General features: G+C 68.0%; 15 protein-coding genes. 8 read left to right on the top strand and 7 right to left on the bottom strand.

Translation table 11 applies throughout. The features are described from left to right. The first annotated feature begins 60 nt into the window (after positions 1 to 60). Complete coding sequence (locus U1872_RS13190; RefSeq protein WP_332793353.1) at positions 61 to 750, top strand: YiaD family glycine zipper/OmpA-like lipoprotein; 690 nt, start codon at positions 61 to 63, stop codon at positions 748 to 750. 27 nt (positions 751 to 777) lie between these two features. On the opposite strand, the gene U1872_RS13185 is transcribed toward U1872_RS13190, so the two are convergent. Further along, on the bottom strand, positions 778 to 1,206 hold the full coding sequence (locus U1872_RS13185; protein WP_332793633.1) for a nucleoside deaminase: 429 nt from the start codon (positions 1,204 to 1,206) through the stop codon (positions 778 to 780). A 58-nt stretch (positions 1,207 to 1,264) separates the two neighbouring features. Then, complete coding sequence (locus tag U1872_RS13180; RefSeq protein ID WP_332793352.1) at positions 1,265 to 1,552, bottom strand: hypothetical protein; 288 nt, start codon at positions 1,550 to 1,552, stop codon at positions 1,265 to 1,267. Between the two features lie 198 nt (positions 1,553 to 1,750). Between U1872_RS13180 and rpmB the strand changes: the two genes are divergently transcribed. After that, the gene (rpmB, locus tag U1872_RS13175; RefSeq protein ID WP_133192112.1) at positions 1,751 to 2,056 is read left to right on the top strand and encodes a 50S ribosomal protein L28; all 306 of its coding nucleotides are present in this window, start codon (positions 1,751 to 1,753) and stop codon (positions 2,054 to 2,056) included. 28 nt (positions 2,057 to 2,084) lie between these two features. On the opposite strand, the gene U1872_RS13170 is transcribed toward rpmB, so the two are convergent. Beyond that, positions 2,085 to 3,068, bottom strand: coding sequence for an esterase-like activity of phytase family protein (locus U1872_RS13170; protein ID WP_332793351.1), 984 nt, complete (start codon positions 3,066 to 3,068; stop codon positions 2,085 to 2,087). 154 nt (positions 3,069 to 3,222) lie between these two features. On the opposite strand from U1872_RS13170, the gene U1872_RS13165 reads away from it, so the two are divergent. Further along, entirely contained in the window at positions 3,223 to 3,615 is a 393-nt protein-coding gene (locus U1872_RS13165) for a glycine zipper 2TM domain-containing protein (RefSeq protein WP_332793350.1), read from the top strand. Positions 3,616 to 3,887: 272 nt separating this feature from the next. Here U1872_RS13165 and phbB read toward each other — a convergent pair whose 3' ends face one another. From phbB to U1872_RS13150, 3 genes are read right to left on the bottom strand one after another with little or no spacing between them, the layout of a single operon-like run. Then, positions 3,888 to 4,610 carry an acetoacetyl-CoA reductase gene (gene phbB, locus U1872_RS13160; protein ID WP_332793349.1) on the bottom strand — a complete coding sequence of 241 codons (723 nt, stop codon included), beginning with the start codon at positions 4,608 to 4,610 and terminating at the stop codon, positions 3,888 to 3,890. Between the two features lie 37 nt (positions 4,611 to 4,647). Further along, a complete protein-coding gene (hemH, locus tag U1872_RS13155) occupies positions 4,648 to 5,667 on the bottom strand; it encodes a ferrochelatase (RefSeq protein WP_332793348.1) in 1,020 nt (339 codons plus the stop codon). After that, positions 5,667 to 7,916, bottom strand: coding sequence for a xanthine dehydrogenase family protein molybdopterin-binding subunit (locus tag U1872_RS13150; RefSeq protein WP_332793347.1), 2,250 nt, complete (start codon positions 7,914 to 7,916; stop codon positions 5,667 to 5,669). The genes hemH and U1872_RS13150 overlap by 1 nt, the downstream gene beginning before the upstream one ends. A 295-nt stretch (positions 7,917 to 8,211) precedes the next feature. On the opposite strand from U1872_RS13150, the gene U1872_RS13145 reads away from it, so the two are divergent. Beyond that, positions 8,212 to 8,871: a DUF4893 domain-containing protein gene (locus tag U1872_RS13145; protein ID WP_332793346.1), complete on the top strand. Its 660-nt coding sequence runs from the start codon at positions 8,212 to 8,214 to the stop codon at positions 8,869 to 8,871. A 24-nt stretch (positions 8,872 to 8,895) separates the two neighbouring features. On the opposite strand, the gene U1872_RS13140 is transcribed toward U1872_RS13145, so the two are convergent. Further along, on the bottom strand, positions 8,896 to 10,590 hold the full coding sequence (locus U1872_RS13140; RefSeq protein WP_332793345.1) for a class I adenylate-forming enzyme family protein: 1,695 nt from the start codon (positions 10,588 to 10,590) through the stop codon (positions 8,896 to 8,898). 66 nt (positions 10,591 to 10,656) lie between these two features. On the opposite strand from U1872_RS13140, the gene lgt reads away from it, so the two are divergent. The 4 genes from lgt to pgeF all read left to right on the top strand — a co-directional run bounded on the left by lgt (position 10,657) and on the right by pgeF (position 14,017). After that, positions 10,657 to 11,559: a prolipoprotein diacylglyceryl transferase gene (gene lgt, locus U1872_RS13135; protein WP_332793344.1), complete on the top strand. Its 903-nt coding sequence runs from the start codon at positions 10,657 to 10,659 to the stop codon at positions 11,557 to 11,559. 93 nt (positions 11,560 to 11,652) lie between these two features. Continuing rightward, positions 11,653 to 12,750, top strand: a complete 1,098-nt coding sequence (locus U1872_RS13130; RefSeq protein WP_443025377.1) for a class I SAM-dependent methyltransferase — start codon at positions 11,653 to 11,655, stop codon at positions 12,748 to 12,750. Further along, the gene (locus tag U1872_RS13125) at positions 12,747 to 13,256 is read left to right on the top strand and encodes a GNAT family N-acetyltransferase (protein ID WP_332793342.1); all 510 of its coding nucleotides are present in this window, start codon (positions 12,747 to 12,749) and stop codon (positions 13,254 to 13,256) included. The genes U1872_RS13130 and U1872_RS13125 overlap by 4 nt, the downstream gene beginning before the upstream one ends. After that, positions 13,253 to 14,017, top strand: coding sequence for a peptidoglycan editing factor PgeF (pgeF, locus tag U1872_RS13120; protein WP_332793341.1), 765 nt, complete (start codon positions 13,253 to 13,255; stop codon positions 14,015 to 14,017). Before U1872_RS13125 ends, pgeF begins: the two co-directional genes overlap by 4 nt. Positions 14,018 to 14,025 lie beyond the last annotated feature (8 nt).

Genomic DNA, 14,025 nt, shown 5'->3' with positions numbered 1-14,025 from the left:
GCATCCACGCGGTTGGATCAGCCGTATCGGCCATGTTCGGCCAGTGTCAGGAGACGCCAAATGACCGTGTTTAGCCGCTTGGCAACTACCACCCTTCTCGCCACGCTGCTCGCCACCACATCGTGTGCGACCGCTCCGGAGCGCCGCCCCCAGTCGGTGTCCGAGCCGGTGTCCGAGCCGGCCGGGGGCGGCATTGGCGGCACGCTGGGGGGCTATATCCTCGGCGACGTCGTCGGCGGGCGGCGCGAGCGCACCGCCAAGATCGCCCGCGCCGGGATCGGCGGAATTCCCGGGGCCGGGATCGGCGCCTATATGGACGCGCAGGAAGCCGACATGCGCGCGCGGACGCTCGGCACCGACGTGCGCGTCACGCGCCAGGGCGACGATCTGATCCTCACCATCCCGTCCGAACTGACCTTTGCCTATAAGAGCGACAGCGTTGCGCCGGGCTTTCAGCGCACGCTCGATCAGCTCGCCGCCGTGCTGCAGACGCATGAGCGCTCGTTCGTCGACGTATACGGCCATACCGATTCGACCGGCTCGGATGGCTATAACCAGGCTCTGTCCGAACGCCGCGCGCGCGCGGTCGCTGCGTATCTGATGGGACACGGCGTCAACGCCGCGCGGCTGGCCACCAAGGGGTTCGGCCGGACCCAGCCGATCGCCGCGAACGAGACGCCCGAAGGCCAGGCCGCGAATCGCCGGGTCGAGATCAAGATCGTGCCGATCGCCGACAGCGATCTGCGCTAGAATCACTTTTCGGCACGTGCGGAGCCCCTAGCGGCGAATCGCGAAGAACGCCTTGAGCAGGCCCGCCGCTTCCCCTTCTCCGATGCCGGAATAAAGCTCGGGCCGGTGGTGAATGGTGGGCTGCGAAAAGAGGCGTGGCCCATATTCGATCGCGCCGCCCTTGGAGTCGCTCGCGCCGTAATAGAGCCGGGCGATGCGGGCGTGCGCGATTGCGCCGGCACACATCGCACACGGCTCGAGCGTCACCCACAGGTCGCAATCCTGCAGCCGGTCGGCACCGATCGCGACGGCGGCGGCGCGAATCGCCAGCATTTCGGCGTGCGCGGTCGGATCGTGCAGCGCGCGCGGGGCGTTAGCCGCGGTCGCGATGATTCGGCCGTCGAGCACCACCACCGCGCCGACCGGCACTTCCCCGGCGGCACCGGCGGCGGCGGCGGCATCGAGCGCGGCGCGCATGAAAAGGGGCATGGGGATCACGATCGTCCCCATGCCCCACTCAAGCGCGAATCGCTACTTACTGCGTGGTGACGCTGTTGCCGTCGGCGCCGGTCGGCTTGTTGACGCGGAGCGTCGGGACCGAGATCGTCTTGGTCGTGGTGGTCACGGTGGGGACCTCGATCGCCTTGTTTTCGCTGCCGAATTCGACGGTCGCCATGTTCGCGGTGACTTCGGGCGCCTTGCCGCCATTGACGCTGACCGACGGCAGCGAGCCGGCCCTGGTGTCGATCTTGAGCATGCCGAGCGACACGAGCGCGACCACGACAAGGGCAGCAAGGCCAACCAGAGCTAATAGAAACCGCATGATCTTCTCCAACAGGACACTCGAACACTGCGCATTCGAATCGTTACCGTAACCAACGCCGCGTCCTTCTGAAGGTTGCAAGCGGTGCTGAACGCAAAGCCGAATCGCCGCGCGCGGTTGACCGACTGGCTCGCGTTCGGTATGCGCCCCGCCTTCACGAGCTGCTTCACGGCTCAATCTGGTATTCAGGAATTCAAGATGTCGCGCATCTGCGAACTGACCGGCAAGGGCCGGATGGTGGGTAACAACGTTTCCCACGCGAACAACAAGACCAAGCGCACGTTCCTGCCGAACCTGCAGAACGTCACGCTGATCTCCGACGCACTCGGCACCAGCGTCAAGCTGCGCGTCTCGGCGCACGGCCTTCGCTCGGTCGAGCATGTCGGCGGTCTCGACAACTGGCTGGTCAAGACGACCAACGACAAGCTGTCGCTGCGTGCGCGTCGCCTCAAGCGCGACGTCTCGAAGAAGCTGACGGCCGCTGCGCCGCAGGCTGCAGCCTAACTTACCCGTCTTCCCCGGTCGGGCGCTCCTAGCGAGCCCCGACCGGATCGAGCCTGAACTTGAACAGCAGGCTGCGCTGTAGCGCGAACTGGTTATCGTCCGAGACGAGCCAGACTATTGTCGCGCCCGCTTCGCGCGTGGCGGCGACCCCTTCGAAATTGTCGTGCAGCAGCGGTGCCGCGATCGTCGCGATGTCGCGCCCGCGCACCGTCGCGCCCGGCTTGATCCGGCGCGCGTCGACGATCGTCAGCTTGCTCGAGAAGCGCAGCTGCGCGAATCGCCGCGTGAGGATCAGCCAGCGGCCGTCGGGCAGCACCGTCATGTCGGTCACGTCATAGCCGTTTGGCGGCACGAAGTTGAAGCGGAAGCCGCGCCGCGGATGCGCGACCGGATCCCCGAAGAACACAATCCCGCCGCGCCCGAGCTGACCGGGCCAGGGCGTCGTTTCGTTGATCGTCGCCATTCCACCGCCCGGCAGCAGCGTCATCGCCTCCGGGCCTTCGTTTTCCGGCCAGTTCGCCATCACCGGCGGTTCGACGTGGGCCAGCGCGTGGCGAAAGCCCGCATCGTAACGCCAGAAGGCGTTGTGGCTCTCGAAACCGACCCAGATGTCGCCGGTCCGGGGGTCCACGCTCATCGATTCGGAGTCGCGATCGCGTTTGACCCAGCCCGTGCCGGGGCCGTCGGGCAATTTGGCCCAGCTCTGGTCGTGCAGCTTGAAGTCGCGCCCCATCGCGAATCGGATGATGTCGCCGCCATCGCTCAACAGCGTGAAGCGATCCCCCGCGACATGCAGAGACGAATAGCCGCCAAAAGCCGGGTCCGAGCTGACGAGCTTGATCCCGCCGAGCCATACGAGGTCGCCGACGCGCGACACGTGTGGATCGTTGAAGTCGAGATCGACCCGCTCGGCATGGAAGGTGAGCCGCGGCCCGATCTGCGGGCGATGCGCCTCTCCCATCCAATCCGGGATGGCGACGAGACAGAGGAGAACCGACCAGACGATACGCATCCCCCGCCCCTGCGGGAGGCTCGGCGTGCGCGCAACCGTGATGTGGTCGCGGCGGATACGATGAACCTTGGCTAACAAGCGTATTCAGGCTCGCCTCAAGACTCGGCGGCTATACCGACAGCATCGGATCACCCTCCGACTCAGGAGATGTACCATGATGAAGACGCTCACGCTTGCCGCAACCGCGATTGCCATGACCGCCTACGGGCTGGCCGCCACTCCCGCCGCCGCGCAGCGCTATGACGATCAGCGTTATGCCTACGACCAGGCCTATCGCGACGGCTACAACCGTGACGACGGCTATCAGGATCGCCGCGACTATCGCCGCGACGACGGCCGCCGCTATCAGGACCGTCGCTATTACAACAATTCGCGCTGCCGCTCGGGCAATACCGGCACTATCCTCGGCGCGATCGCAGGCGGGTTGCTCGGCAACACGATTGCCGGCCGCGGCGACCGGACGCTCGGCACCGTGCTCGGCGCAGGCGGCGGGGCCCTCGCTGGTCGCGCGATCGAGAAGGACGGTCAGCGATATAATTGCCGGTAAGGCGTCGGCCGGCGGGTCGCCTTCGGGCGAACCCGACCGACGGCGGCTTTGCCGCCGGCGCCTGGAGATTACAGAGCTACTCTCGTGCCACGCAGCGAGGGTGTGAGGCCGGCTTCTCCTCGAGGAGGCCGGCCTCTTTTTGTTCGAACAGACTGCTTGGGATCGCCGCCGGCAAAGCCGTCGGCCGGATCGGGGTGAACCCCGTCCGCCGGCCGTGCCGGGCGCTGCGGGCGCAGCCCGCACCGGCGCGGGCGTGGCCGCGCCTGCACCCGTCAGTACATATGCTGCCCGCCATTGATGCTGAGCGTCGAGCCCGTCACGAACCCGCCCTCGTCCGAGCACAGGAACGCGACGCCGCGCGCGATCTCGCTTGCCTGGCCCAAGCGGCCGACGGGGATCTTGGCGACGATCTTCTCCAGCACATCGGCCGGCACCGCCGCCACCATGTCGGTATCGATATAGCCCGGCGCGATCGCATTGACCGTCACGCCGGCGCGTGCGCCCTCCTGCGCCAGCGCCTTGGTGAAGCCGTGAATGCCTGATTTCGCCGCGGCATAATTGACCTGGCCATATTGCCCGGCCTGGCCGTTGATCGACCCGATATTGACGATCCGCCCCCATTTGCGATCGCGCATGCCCGGGAACACGCCCTTGGCCATGTTGAAGCAGCCGCCTAGGTTGGTGTCGATCACCTCTTTCCACGCCTGGTAGCTGAGCTTCATGATCGTGCCGTCGCGCGTGATGCCGGCGTTGTTGACGAGCACGTCGACCGGCCCGAGATCGGCGGCGACGCGCGCGCAGCCGTCCTGGCAGGCATCGTAATCCGCAACGTCCCACTTGTACGCGGCGATACCGGTGCGTTCGGTGAACTCCCGCGCGCGGTCATCATTGCCGGCATAGGTCGCCGCGACGGTCATTCCATGGTCCTGGAGCGCGAGGCTGATCGCCTCGCCGATCCCGCGGGTTCCGCCGGTTACGATCGCGACGCGTGCCATGCTATTCTCCTCTGGGATCTTATGTCCGAGAGCCACGCTAAGCGGGGCGCACCCAGCCTTCAAGTTCACGCGCGAGTAAAGTGCGCAACATTTCGACACCGGTGTCGCTGGCGTTAAGACACGGGATATAGGCGAAATGCGTGCCGCCCTTTTCCTCGAAGCTCTCGCGCCCGCGGATCGCCAGTTCCTCGAGCGTCTCGAGGCAATCGGCCGAGAAACCCGGCGCGACGATCGCGATTTTGGTGATGCCCTTGGCCGGCAATTCCTCGAGCGTGATGTCGGTCGCCGGCTCGAGCCATTTCGCGCGCCCGAAGCGCGACTGGAACGACACGATCAGCGGTTTCCCCAGCCGCTCGCCGAGCAGGCGCCCGGTCTTCTGGCAGTGGCAATGATACGGATCGCCCAGCTCGAGCGTGCGCTGCGGCATCCCGTGGAAGCTGGCGACGATCGCCTGCGGCTCGAAATCGAGCGCCGCCACGCCCGCTTCGATCGAGCGCGCGAGCGCGTCGATATAGACGGCATCGTCATGATAGGGCGGCAGCGTGCGCAATGCTGGCTGCCAGCGCATCTTGGCCAACGCCTCGAACGCCTTATCGTTGGCGGTCGCGGTCGTCGCGCCGCAATATTGCGGATAGAGCGGCGCGACGAGGATCCGCTCGCAGCCGGCATCCTTCATCGCCTGCAACCGCTCGGGGATCGACGGCTTGCCGTAGCGCATCGCCCAGTCGACCATCACGTCTGGCCCGAAGGCGCCCTGCAGCGCCTTGTTCTGCGCCTTGGTGATCGCGGCGAGCGGCGAGCCGTCCTCGCTCCACACTTGCGCATAGGCCTCAGCGGACTTTTGCGGGCGCGTGTTGAGGATGATGCCGCGCAGGATCGGCTGCCAGATCAGCGGCGGGATCTCAACCACGCGCCGGTCCGACAGGAATTCGGCGAGATAGCGTTTGACCGACTTGGTATCGGGGCCGTCGGGCGTGCCGAGATTGGTCAGCAATACGCCGACTTTCCGCTTCGGGATCGGCGGGTGCCCAGTTGGGAGAATGGCGGCAGGCAGCATCACAGGGTTCCGGGCAATAGCGGCAAGCTCCGCAACCGATAGCCCGTAGCGGCTTGCAGCGCATTGGCAATCGCCGGCGCAACCGGCGGCACGGCAAGTTCGCTGACCCCGCCCGGATCGGCTTCGCTCGGCACGAGCTCGACGGTGATGTCGGGCGTGTCGGCGAGCCGCGGCAGGCCCAACCCGCCGAGCGAGCGCACGGTCGCAAGATTGTCCTTGAAGCCCATCGCGCCGCCGGTCGCCGCGGCCATGCCGAACAGCAATCCGCCTTCGATCTGCTGGCGGACGAGGTCGGGATTGACCTGCCGCCCGCAATCGACCGCGGCGACGATGCGGTCGACGCTGACCGCCTGCCCCTCGCCAAGATGCGCCTCGACCAGCACCGCGATGTGGCTGCCGCGGAAGCTGTGGCAGGCGAGCCCCTGCCCGCTTCCCGCGACGCCGCCCTCCCACCCGCCAAGCGAGGCGGCGGTCGACAGGCAGCGCGCCAGCCGCGCATCGCCGCCGAGCATGCCGATGCGGAACGACAAGGCCTCGGTCCCAGCGAGATGCGCGAGCTCGTCGAGGAAGCATTCGGTGAAGAAGCTGGTGTAGCTGTGGGCGCCCGAGCGCCAATGCCCGGTCGGCACGCCGATCTCGGCGGGATGGTGGTCGATCGCGAACGCCGGGATGCGATAGACCGGCGCCGCGCCCGCGACCGCATAGGGGTCGCTCGACGGCGCCAGCGCGAGCGCGCTCGTGAGCCCTGGATCCTGCGCGAACAAACGGCGGGCGAGCGCATGCCCGGTCGCCGGCGCGGCGATCTTGGCGGACAGCCCGAGAATCTGCCCGTTGGCGCCGAGCCGCGCGGTCATCCGCGCACGCGCCGGCGGGCGGTAGCGATCGTGCAGCAGATCTTCCGCGCGGCTCCAGACGAGCTGGACCGGCCGCTTGAGCGCCTGCGCCAGCACCGCCGCCTGCGCCGCGCATTCGGGCTCGAGCGCGGCGCCGAACGACCCGCCGATCAGCATCGGATGCACCACCACCGCATCCTCGGCGAGCCCGATCGCCGCCGCCGCGGCGCTGCGCGCAACGCCGGGCGCCTGCGTCGGCAGCCACAGTTCGAGCCGCCCGTGGCGCAGGCTTGCAGTCGCGGTCATCGTCTCGAGTGCGGCGTGCGGCGCGAGCCCGACCTGATAGTCGGCGGCGACCAGCCGCGCGCCCTTGAAGGCTTCCGCGACGTCGCCCTGCTGCACCATTCGCGTGCCCGGCGCGGCGAGCGCGGCCTTGAGCGCAGCGTCGATGCTCGCGCTGCTAACCACCGGCCCCTTGGTCTCGAAGCGCGGCGCCATCGCGTCGAGCGCGCGATTCGCCGCCCACCACGTCGTACCGATCGCAGCGACCCAGCGGTCGTTGGTGACGACCTGCAGCACACCGCTGATCCGGTCGGCCGCGGCGCGATTGACGCGCACCAGCCGGCTGTCGCCGACCGGCCCCTGCCGGATGCTGGCGAAGACCATGTCGGGCAGCCGCACGTCGCCGGCAAAGGTCGCCGACCCGTCGATCTTCGACGGTGCATCGAGCCGTGGCAGCGACTGGCCCGACAGCCGCCCTTGCGGATCGCTGCGCAGCGGCAGCGGATCGGGCAGCGCCGTACCGCCGAAATCGCGCGCCGCCTCGGCCGCGAGCTCGCCGAAGCGCAGCCGGTCCTTGCCGTGCGTGACGAACCCCGCGCCGGTGCTGCACGCCTGCCACTCGACCTTCCAGCGCGCCGCCGCCGCCTTGCACAGCAGCACGCGCGCCGCAGCCCCCGCCGCGCGGAGCGGATCCTCGAAGCTGCGCACCGAACTCGACGCGGCGGTGAGCGTCAGCCCGATCCGCACCGCATGCCCGTCGCGCCAATGCTTGAGCAGTCCGTTGTCAGGTTGCTCGAACAATTGCTCGGCGCCGAACGGATTGGCGGTGAGCGGGTTGAGCGGCGCCGGCTCGACCCCAACGGTGCGCCAGTCGGCGCCGAGCTCGTCGGCGACGATCTGCGGCAGCGCGGTATAGGCGCCCTGGCCATGCTCGGCCTGCGCCACTGCGACGATGACACGCCCGTCATTGCCGATCTTGAGCCACGCGCCGAAGATCGTCTCGCCCGGATCGGCGGTGAGATTGCCGCCATAGCGCCGCGGCCACAGCTGCCACGCGACGACCAGCCCGATCCCCGCCCCGCCCCCGATCAGCAGCGTGCGGCGGTCGATCGTGGGGAGCTTCGCGGATGCCATCGCCAAGCTCTATCGCGGTGGAGGCCGAGGTGCCAGTTCGCTGTGTCGGCCAGCAGCCGGTTGTCAGCCCAAGCACCTTCACGCTCTTCTCCCGCCACAGGGAGGTGACGACGAAGGGGGCGGACGGCGAGACCTGCCCCAAAGATCGAGGCGACCACGCCGGGGGCGCCGCAGCCCGCCGTGCGCGCGCCTCGGCCAGGCGCACTGTTTACGTTTCGTTAACCGCTCCCATTTACCGCTCGTTAACGCATCGCCGCACCATATTTTACGCACTTCCATTCGAGGATCGACCGCAATGCGTGTTGTATCGCTTCTTCTTGCCATCGCCCTCCTGCCAAGCTGCGCCGGCCTTTCGCAGCATCCGAAGGCCGTTGCCGGGCTCGATCAGGCCGCGTCCGGGCCCAGCTGGGGCACGCTCGTGACCCCCTCGGACAAGCTTCGCATCGATGGGTTTGGCGACAGCTGGCAGCGCGCGCTGGCCGCGGCCCCGAAACGGCTGGCGACCAAGGTCGCTTCAGAGGGCGCGTTGCTCCGCCCGGACACCGCTCTCGATCTCCCCGCGCTGCCGCCCGGTCCCTATTACTGCCGGCTGGTCCGGCTCGGCGGACGCGCAGGTGTGACGACCGCGACGCCCGATTTCTGCATCGTCGAGGGCACCGCGCGCAGCCTGTCCTTCACCAAGCTGAACGGCGCGAACGCCCCGGTCGGATGGCTCTTTCCCGATACCGACCGGCGCCAGATTTTCCTCGGCACGTTCCGCCCGGCCAAGGCGCCCAGCGCGCCGGGCTACAAAACCGCGGGCTCGAACGACGTCGCCGGTGTGCTCGAACGCGTCGGGCCCTTCCGCTGGCGCCTCGCGCTCGCCAGCGCGGCGAAGGATGCAGTGCTCGATGTCTACGAGCTGGTCCCGGTGACGCCCAAGGTCCGCGGCGCGGTGCCCGCGATACCGGGCTGAGGTCATCGCCCGTCGCAGGTCGCGTCAGGCCTCCGCAGCCGCGATCGCGCGGTACTTGCTGCGGATCGCAACCTTGTCGATCTTCTCGGTCCCCAGCCGCGGCAGCGCGTCGTCCGCGAACCAGATCCGCGCCGGCACCTTGAAGGCCGCGATATGCGTGAACAGGAAGGCGCACAGATCCTCGGTGCTCAGCGCCTCGCCGTCGCGCAGCAACACCACCGCGCCCGGCACTTCGCCGAAGCGCTCGTCGGCGAGGCCGAACACCGCCGCCTCGGCGACCGCCGGATGCTGGTAGATCGCCGCTTCGACCTCCTGGCACGAGATGTTCTCGCCGCCGCGGATGATGATGTCCTTCTTGCGGTCGACGATGAACAGATAGCGGTCCTCGTCGAGATAGCCGATGTCGCCGGTCAGGAAGTAGCGGTCGGCGGTGAACGCCGCCGCAGTGGCATCGGGGCGGCCGTAATATTCGGTGAAGTTGCACACCGAGCGGATCGCCACCTCGCCGCGCTCGCCTTGCGCGACCGGCTTGCCGTTGCCGTCGACGATCGCGAGGTCGATCAGCGGGAGCGAGGCGCGGCCGGTCGAGTTGGGCTTGGCGAGGTAATTGTCGCGGAAATTGCCGCAGCCGGCGCCATTGGTCTCGGTCAGGCCGTAGCCGAGCAGCGGCTTGGGCCCGCCCATCTCGTCGGCGATGCGGCGGACATGCTCGACCGGACGCGGCGCACCACCCGCCGCGAAGTCCGACACGCTCGACAGGTCGTAGTCGCCGCGGCGCGGGTGGTTGAGGATTTCGAAGCTCATCAGCGGCACGCCGACGAAATAGGTGACGGTTTCGGCCGTGATCAGCCGCATCGCGTCCTCGGCATCCCATTTCGGCATGAGCACGAGCTTGCGCCCCATCGCGAAGCTCTGGAGGAACACCGGCACTTCGGCGGTGACGTGGAACAGCGGCACGTTGAGCAGCGTCGCATGCTGCGCCGGCGGGGCGACGCCGTCGGCGGTCGAGATCGACAGCATGACGAGCGCCTGCGCCAGATAGTTGAACACCGCCTGCGTCACCGCGCGGTGGTTGCTGATCGCGCCCTTCGACTGGCCGGTCGAGCCCGAGGTGAACAGGATCGTCGCGGAGTCGGTCGGCGCGATGCTCGGCAGCTCGGCATCGCTTGGACCGAGCAAGGCGGCGAGCGCGGTATCGAGCGGCTGGCTGTCCTCAACCGTCACCACCGCCACGTCGAGATCGGCGATCGCCGCGAGCCGCTTGGTGCGCGGCGGATCGGCGAAGACGAGGCTGCATTCGACATCGGCCATCGCCGCGGCGAGCTCCTCGGACTGCCACCAGCCGTTGAGCAGCGTCGCCACGCCGCCCGCCATCGTGATGCCCATGTAGAGCACGATCCACGACGGCGAATTGCGCATCGCGATGCCGATCCGGTCGCCCGGCGCGACACCGTGGCCGCCGACCAGCGTCGCTGCGACTCGCGCAGCCGCGGCATAGACCTCGGCAAAGGTCAGCCGCTCGTCGCCTGCGACCAGGAAGGTCTTGGCGGCATGCTCGTTGCAATAATGCGCGAAATACGGCGGCAGCGTCTGCGGCACCCCGGTGATCAGCGGCAGGTCGTTGCCATCGACGGTGACGCTGCCGAGCGCGAGCGGACCGCCCTCACCCGTAAGGTGCGCGAGCGTCGCGTCCATCCGTTGATCGAGTTTGCTCGGCATTCGCGCTCTCCACTTGGTCTTATCGCCTGGCGCCATTATGGAGGCGCAAATTCCAGGGGAAAAGCCTTGTTCCTGACCACTGCCCTCCCCGTCCTCGCTGCCGCTACGGCAGGCGTGGATCCGCATCTGCATTTTACCGATCTGCACCTCAATCCGGTCGCGATCGACCTGCATTTCTTCCAGATCAAATGGTATTCGCTCGCCTATATCAGCGGGATTCTGCTCGGCTGGTGGTACCTGCTCAAGCTGATCGCGCAGCCCGGCAGCCCGATGGCGCGGCGCCATGCCGACGATCTGGTATTCTACGCGACGCTCGGCATCATCCTCGGCGGGCGGCTCGGCTATGCGATCTTCTATGCGCCGCAATTGCTGACCACGCTCGGGCTGTTCAAGCTGTGGGACGGCGGCATGTCGTTCCATGGCGGGATGATCGGGACGTCGATCGGCATCATCCTTTTCGCGCGCGCGCAGAAGCTCGATTGGCTCCGAATCCACGATTATCTCGCCTGCGCGGTGCCGTTCGGGCTCTTCTTCGGACGGATCGCCAATTTCGTGAATGGCGAACTGTGGGGCAAGCCCGCCAACGTGCCGTGGGCGATCGTGTTTCGTGACACCGTGCCGACGGGCATGATCGAACCGGCGCGGCATCCGAGCCAGCTGTACGAAGCGGGCCTCGAGGGGATCGCGCTGTTCCTCATCCTGTGGTTCGCCTTCTGGAAGACCAAGGCGCGGTATGAGCCGGGCAAGCTCGTCGGTCTGTTCCTGCTCGGCTACGGCCTCGCGCGCTTCATCGTCGAATTCTTCCGCGAGCCCGATTCGCAGTTCAGCGGGACGTTCTTCGCGACGACGATCCATATGGGCCAGGTGCTGACGCTGCCGATGATCGTCGGCGGGCTGTACCTCATCGCCACCGCCAAGGGGCGCCGCCACCGCGTCGAGCCGATCGCGGGCGGGCAGAGCGTGGCGTAACCTCCCTTCTTTCTCCCCTCCCGCTTGCGGGAGGGGCCTTTCTTCCTCCCCTCCCGCTTGCGGGAGGGGCTGGGGGAGGGCAGTGAGCAACTCATGACCGCGCCCGTTTCAGACTCCCCTCCCCCGCCCCCTCCCGCAAGCGGGAGGGGAGAAGAAGAAGCCTCTCTCGCAGATCGCCTCGCCCGCGCGATCACGCTTGCCGGCCCTATCTCGCTCGCGCAGTTCATGGCGACCGCCAACGCGCACTATTACGCCACCCGCGATCCGCTCGGCGCGGCCGGCGATTTCACCACCAGCCCCGAAATCAGCCAGATGTTCGGCGAGCTGATCGGCCTGTGGTGCGCCGACCTGTGGGACCGCGCCGGTCGCCCGGACGTGGCATGGGTCGAGCTCGGCCCAGGCCGCGGGACGCTCGCTGCCGACGCGCTCCGCGCGATGGCCAAGGCCGGCTTCACCCCGCCGGTCCATTTCGTCGAGACCAGCCCCGCGCTCCGCGCCGCGCAAGCCGAGCGCGCGCCCGCTGCCACCTGGCACGATTCGGTCGACACGCTGCCGACCGAAATCCCGCTGCTGATCGTCGCCAACGAATTCTTCGACGCGCTGCCGATCCGGCAATTGGTCAAGGGCGCGCAAGGCTGGTTCGAGCGGCTCGTCGCGTGCCAGGACACGCTGTTCCTGCCGATCGCCGGCAAGCAGATCCCCGACGCGGTCGTTCCCGAGACGTTGCGCGATGCGACCCCGGGATCGGTGATCGAGACCTCCCCCGCCAGCGTCGCGATCCTGCGCGGGCTTGCCCAGCGCACCGTCGCGCAGGGCGGCGCGCTGCTCGCGATCGACTATGGCTATGACGGCCCGGCGCTCGGCGACACGCTGCAGGCGGTGCGCGGGCACCAATATGCCAACCCGTACGAGACTCCCGGCGAGCAGGACCTCACCGCGCATGTCGATTTCGGCACGCTCGCCGCCGCGGCCTTGGTCGAGCGCGCGCACGTCGCCGGGCCGATCGGCCAGGGCACGTTCCTCTCGGCACTCGGCATCGACACGCGCGCGCAGGCGCTGGCAACGGCAGCACCGGACCGCGCGGCGCAAATCGCGCTCGACAAAGCGCGGCTGACGCAAGAGATGGGCGACCTTTTCCAGGTCCTCGCCGTGTCCGCGCCGGGTTGGCCCAACCCCGCAGGTTTCGCATGATCACCTATCGCGACGCGCGCACGATCGACGGCCCCGCGCTCGCCGCGATGGCGCGGCAATCGTTCATCGAGACCTTCGGGACGCTTTACAGCGCGTCCGACCTGTCGGCGTTCCTCGACGATGCGTTCGGGCCGAACGGTCTGCCGTCGCAGCTGTCCGACCCCGATTTCACGATCCGCCTCGCGCTCGCAGGCGACCAGATCGTCGGCTATGTGAAGATGGGCCCGGTCACCTTCCCCGGCGAATGGCGTCCCGATGCGATCGAGCTCTATCAATTCTATGTGCTGTCGGGCTGGCACGGCCAGGGCGTCGCGCAGGAACTGATGACCTGGGCGCTCGATTTCTCGCGTGAGCACGGTGCGCGCGAGGTGATCCTCAGCGTCTATGTCGACAACCACCGCGCGCATCGTTTCTACGAGAAATACGGGTTCGAGGACATCGGGCGCATCGCCTTCCGCGTCGGCGAGACGGTCGACGACGACAATCTGATGCGGCTGGTGCTGTGAGCCCGCCGGTCGAGGTGATCACCGCACGGACGCTCGCCGGGGTCGCGCACGGCTTTCTCGGGCGGGTCGGCGGGATTTCTGGCGGGGTTCACGCCGGGCTGAACGTCGGAGTCGGATCGCAGGACGATGCCGCCGCGGTCGCAACGAATCGTGCACGCGCGACCGAGGCAGTCGTCCCCGGTGCGACGCTGGTGACGCTCTATCAGATCCATTCCGCCGACTGCGTGACGGTGCGCGAGAGCTTCGACGAAGCCTTGCGCCCGCGCGCCGACGCGCTGGTGACCGACCGGCCGGGCCTCGCGCTCGGTATCCTCACCGCCGATTGCGCACCGGTGCTGCTCGCCGACCGCGAGGCGGGCGTGATCGGTGCGGCGCATGCCGGGTGGAAAGGCGCGCTCGGCGGGGTGACCGACACGACGATCCTCGCGATGGAAGCACTTGGCGCCAAGCGCGAGCGAATCGCAGCGGCGATCGGGCCGTGCATCGCGCGCGCGAGCTATGAGGTCGATGCGGCCTTTGCGCAGCGGTTCGAGGCCGACGATCCGGCGAACGAACGCTTCTTCGCCGAGGGCCACGCGGGGCATTTCCAGTTCGACCTCGAAGCCTATGTCGCACACCGTCTCGCCGCGGCGGGGGTGATGCGCGTCGCGATGCTCGGGCTCGACACCTATGCCGACGAAGCGCGCTTCTTCAGCTACCGCCGCGCGACGCATCGCGGCGAGCCGGATTACGGGCGGCAGATCTCGATCATCGGGCTCTGATCCCCCTT

Origin of the sequence: Parasphingomonas frigoris (assembly GCF_036663815.1) — a bacterium.
Taxonomy (GTDB): domain Bacteria; phylum Pseudomonadota; class Alphaproteobacteria; order Sphingomonadales; family Sphingomonadaceae; genus Sphingomonas.
The sequence above is the reverse complement of the archived record's forward strand: the minus strand, read 5'-3'. Positions and strand labels throughout refer to the sequence as shown.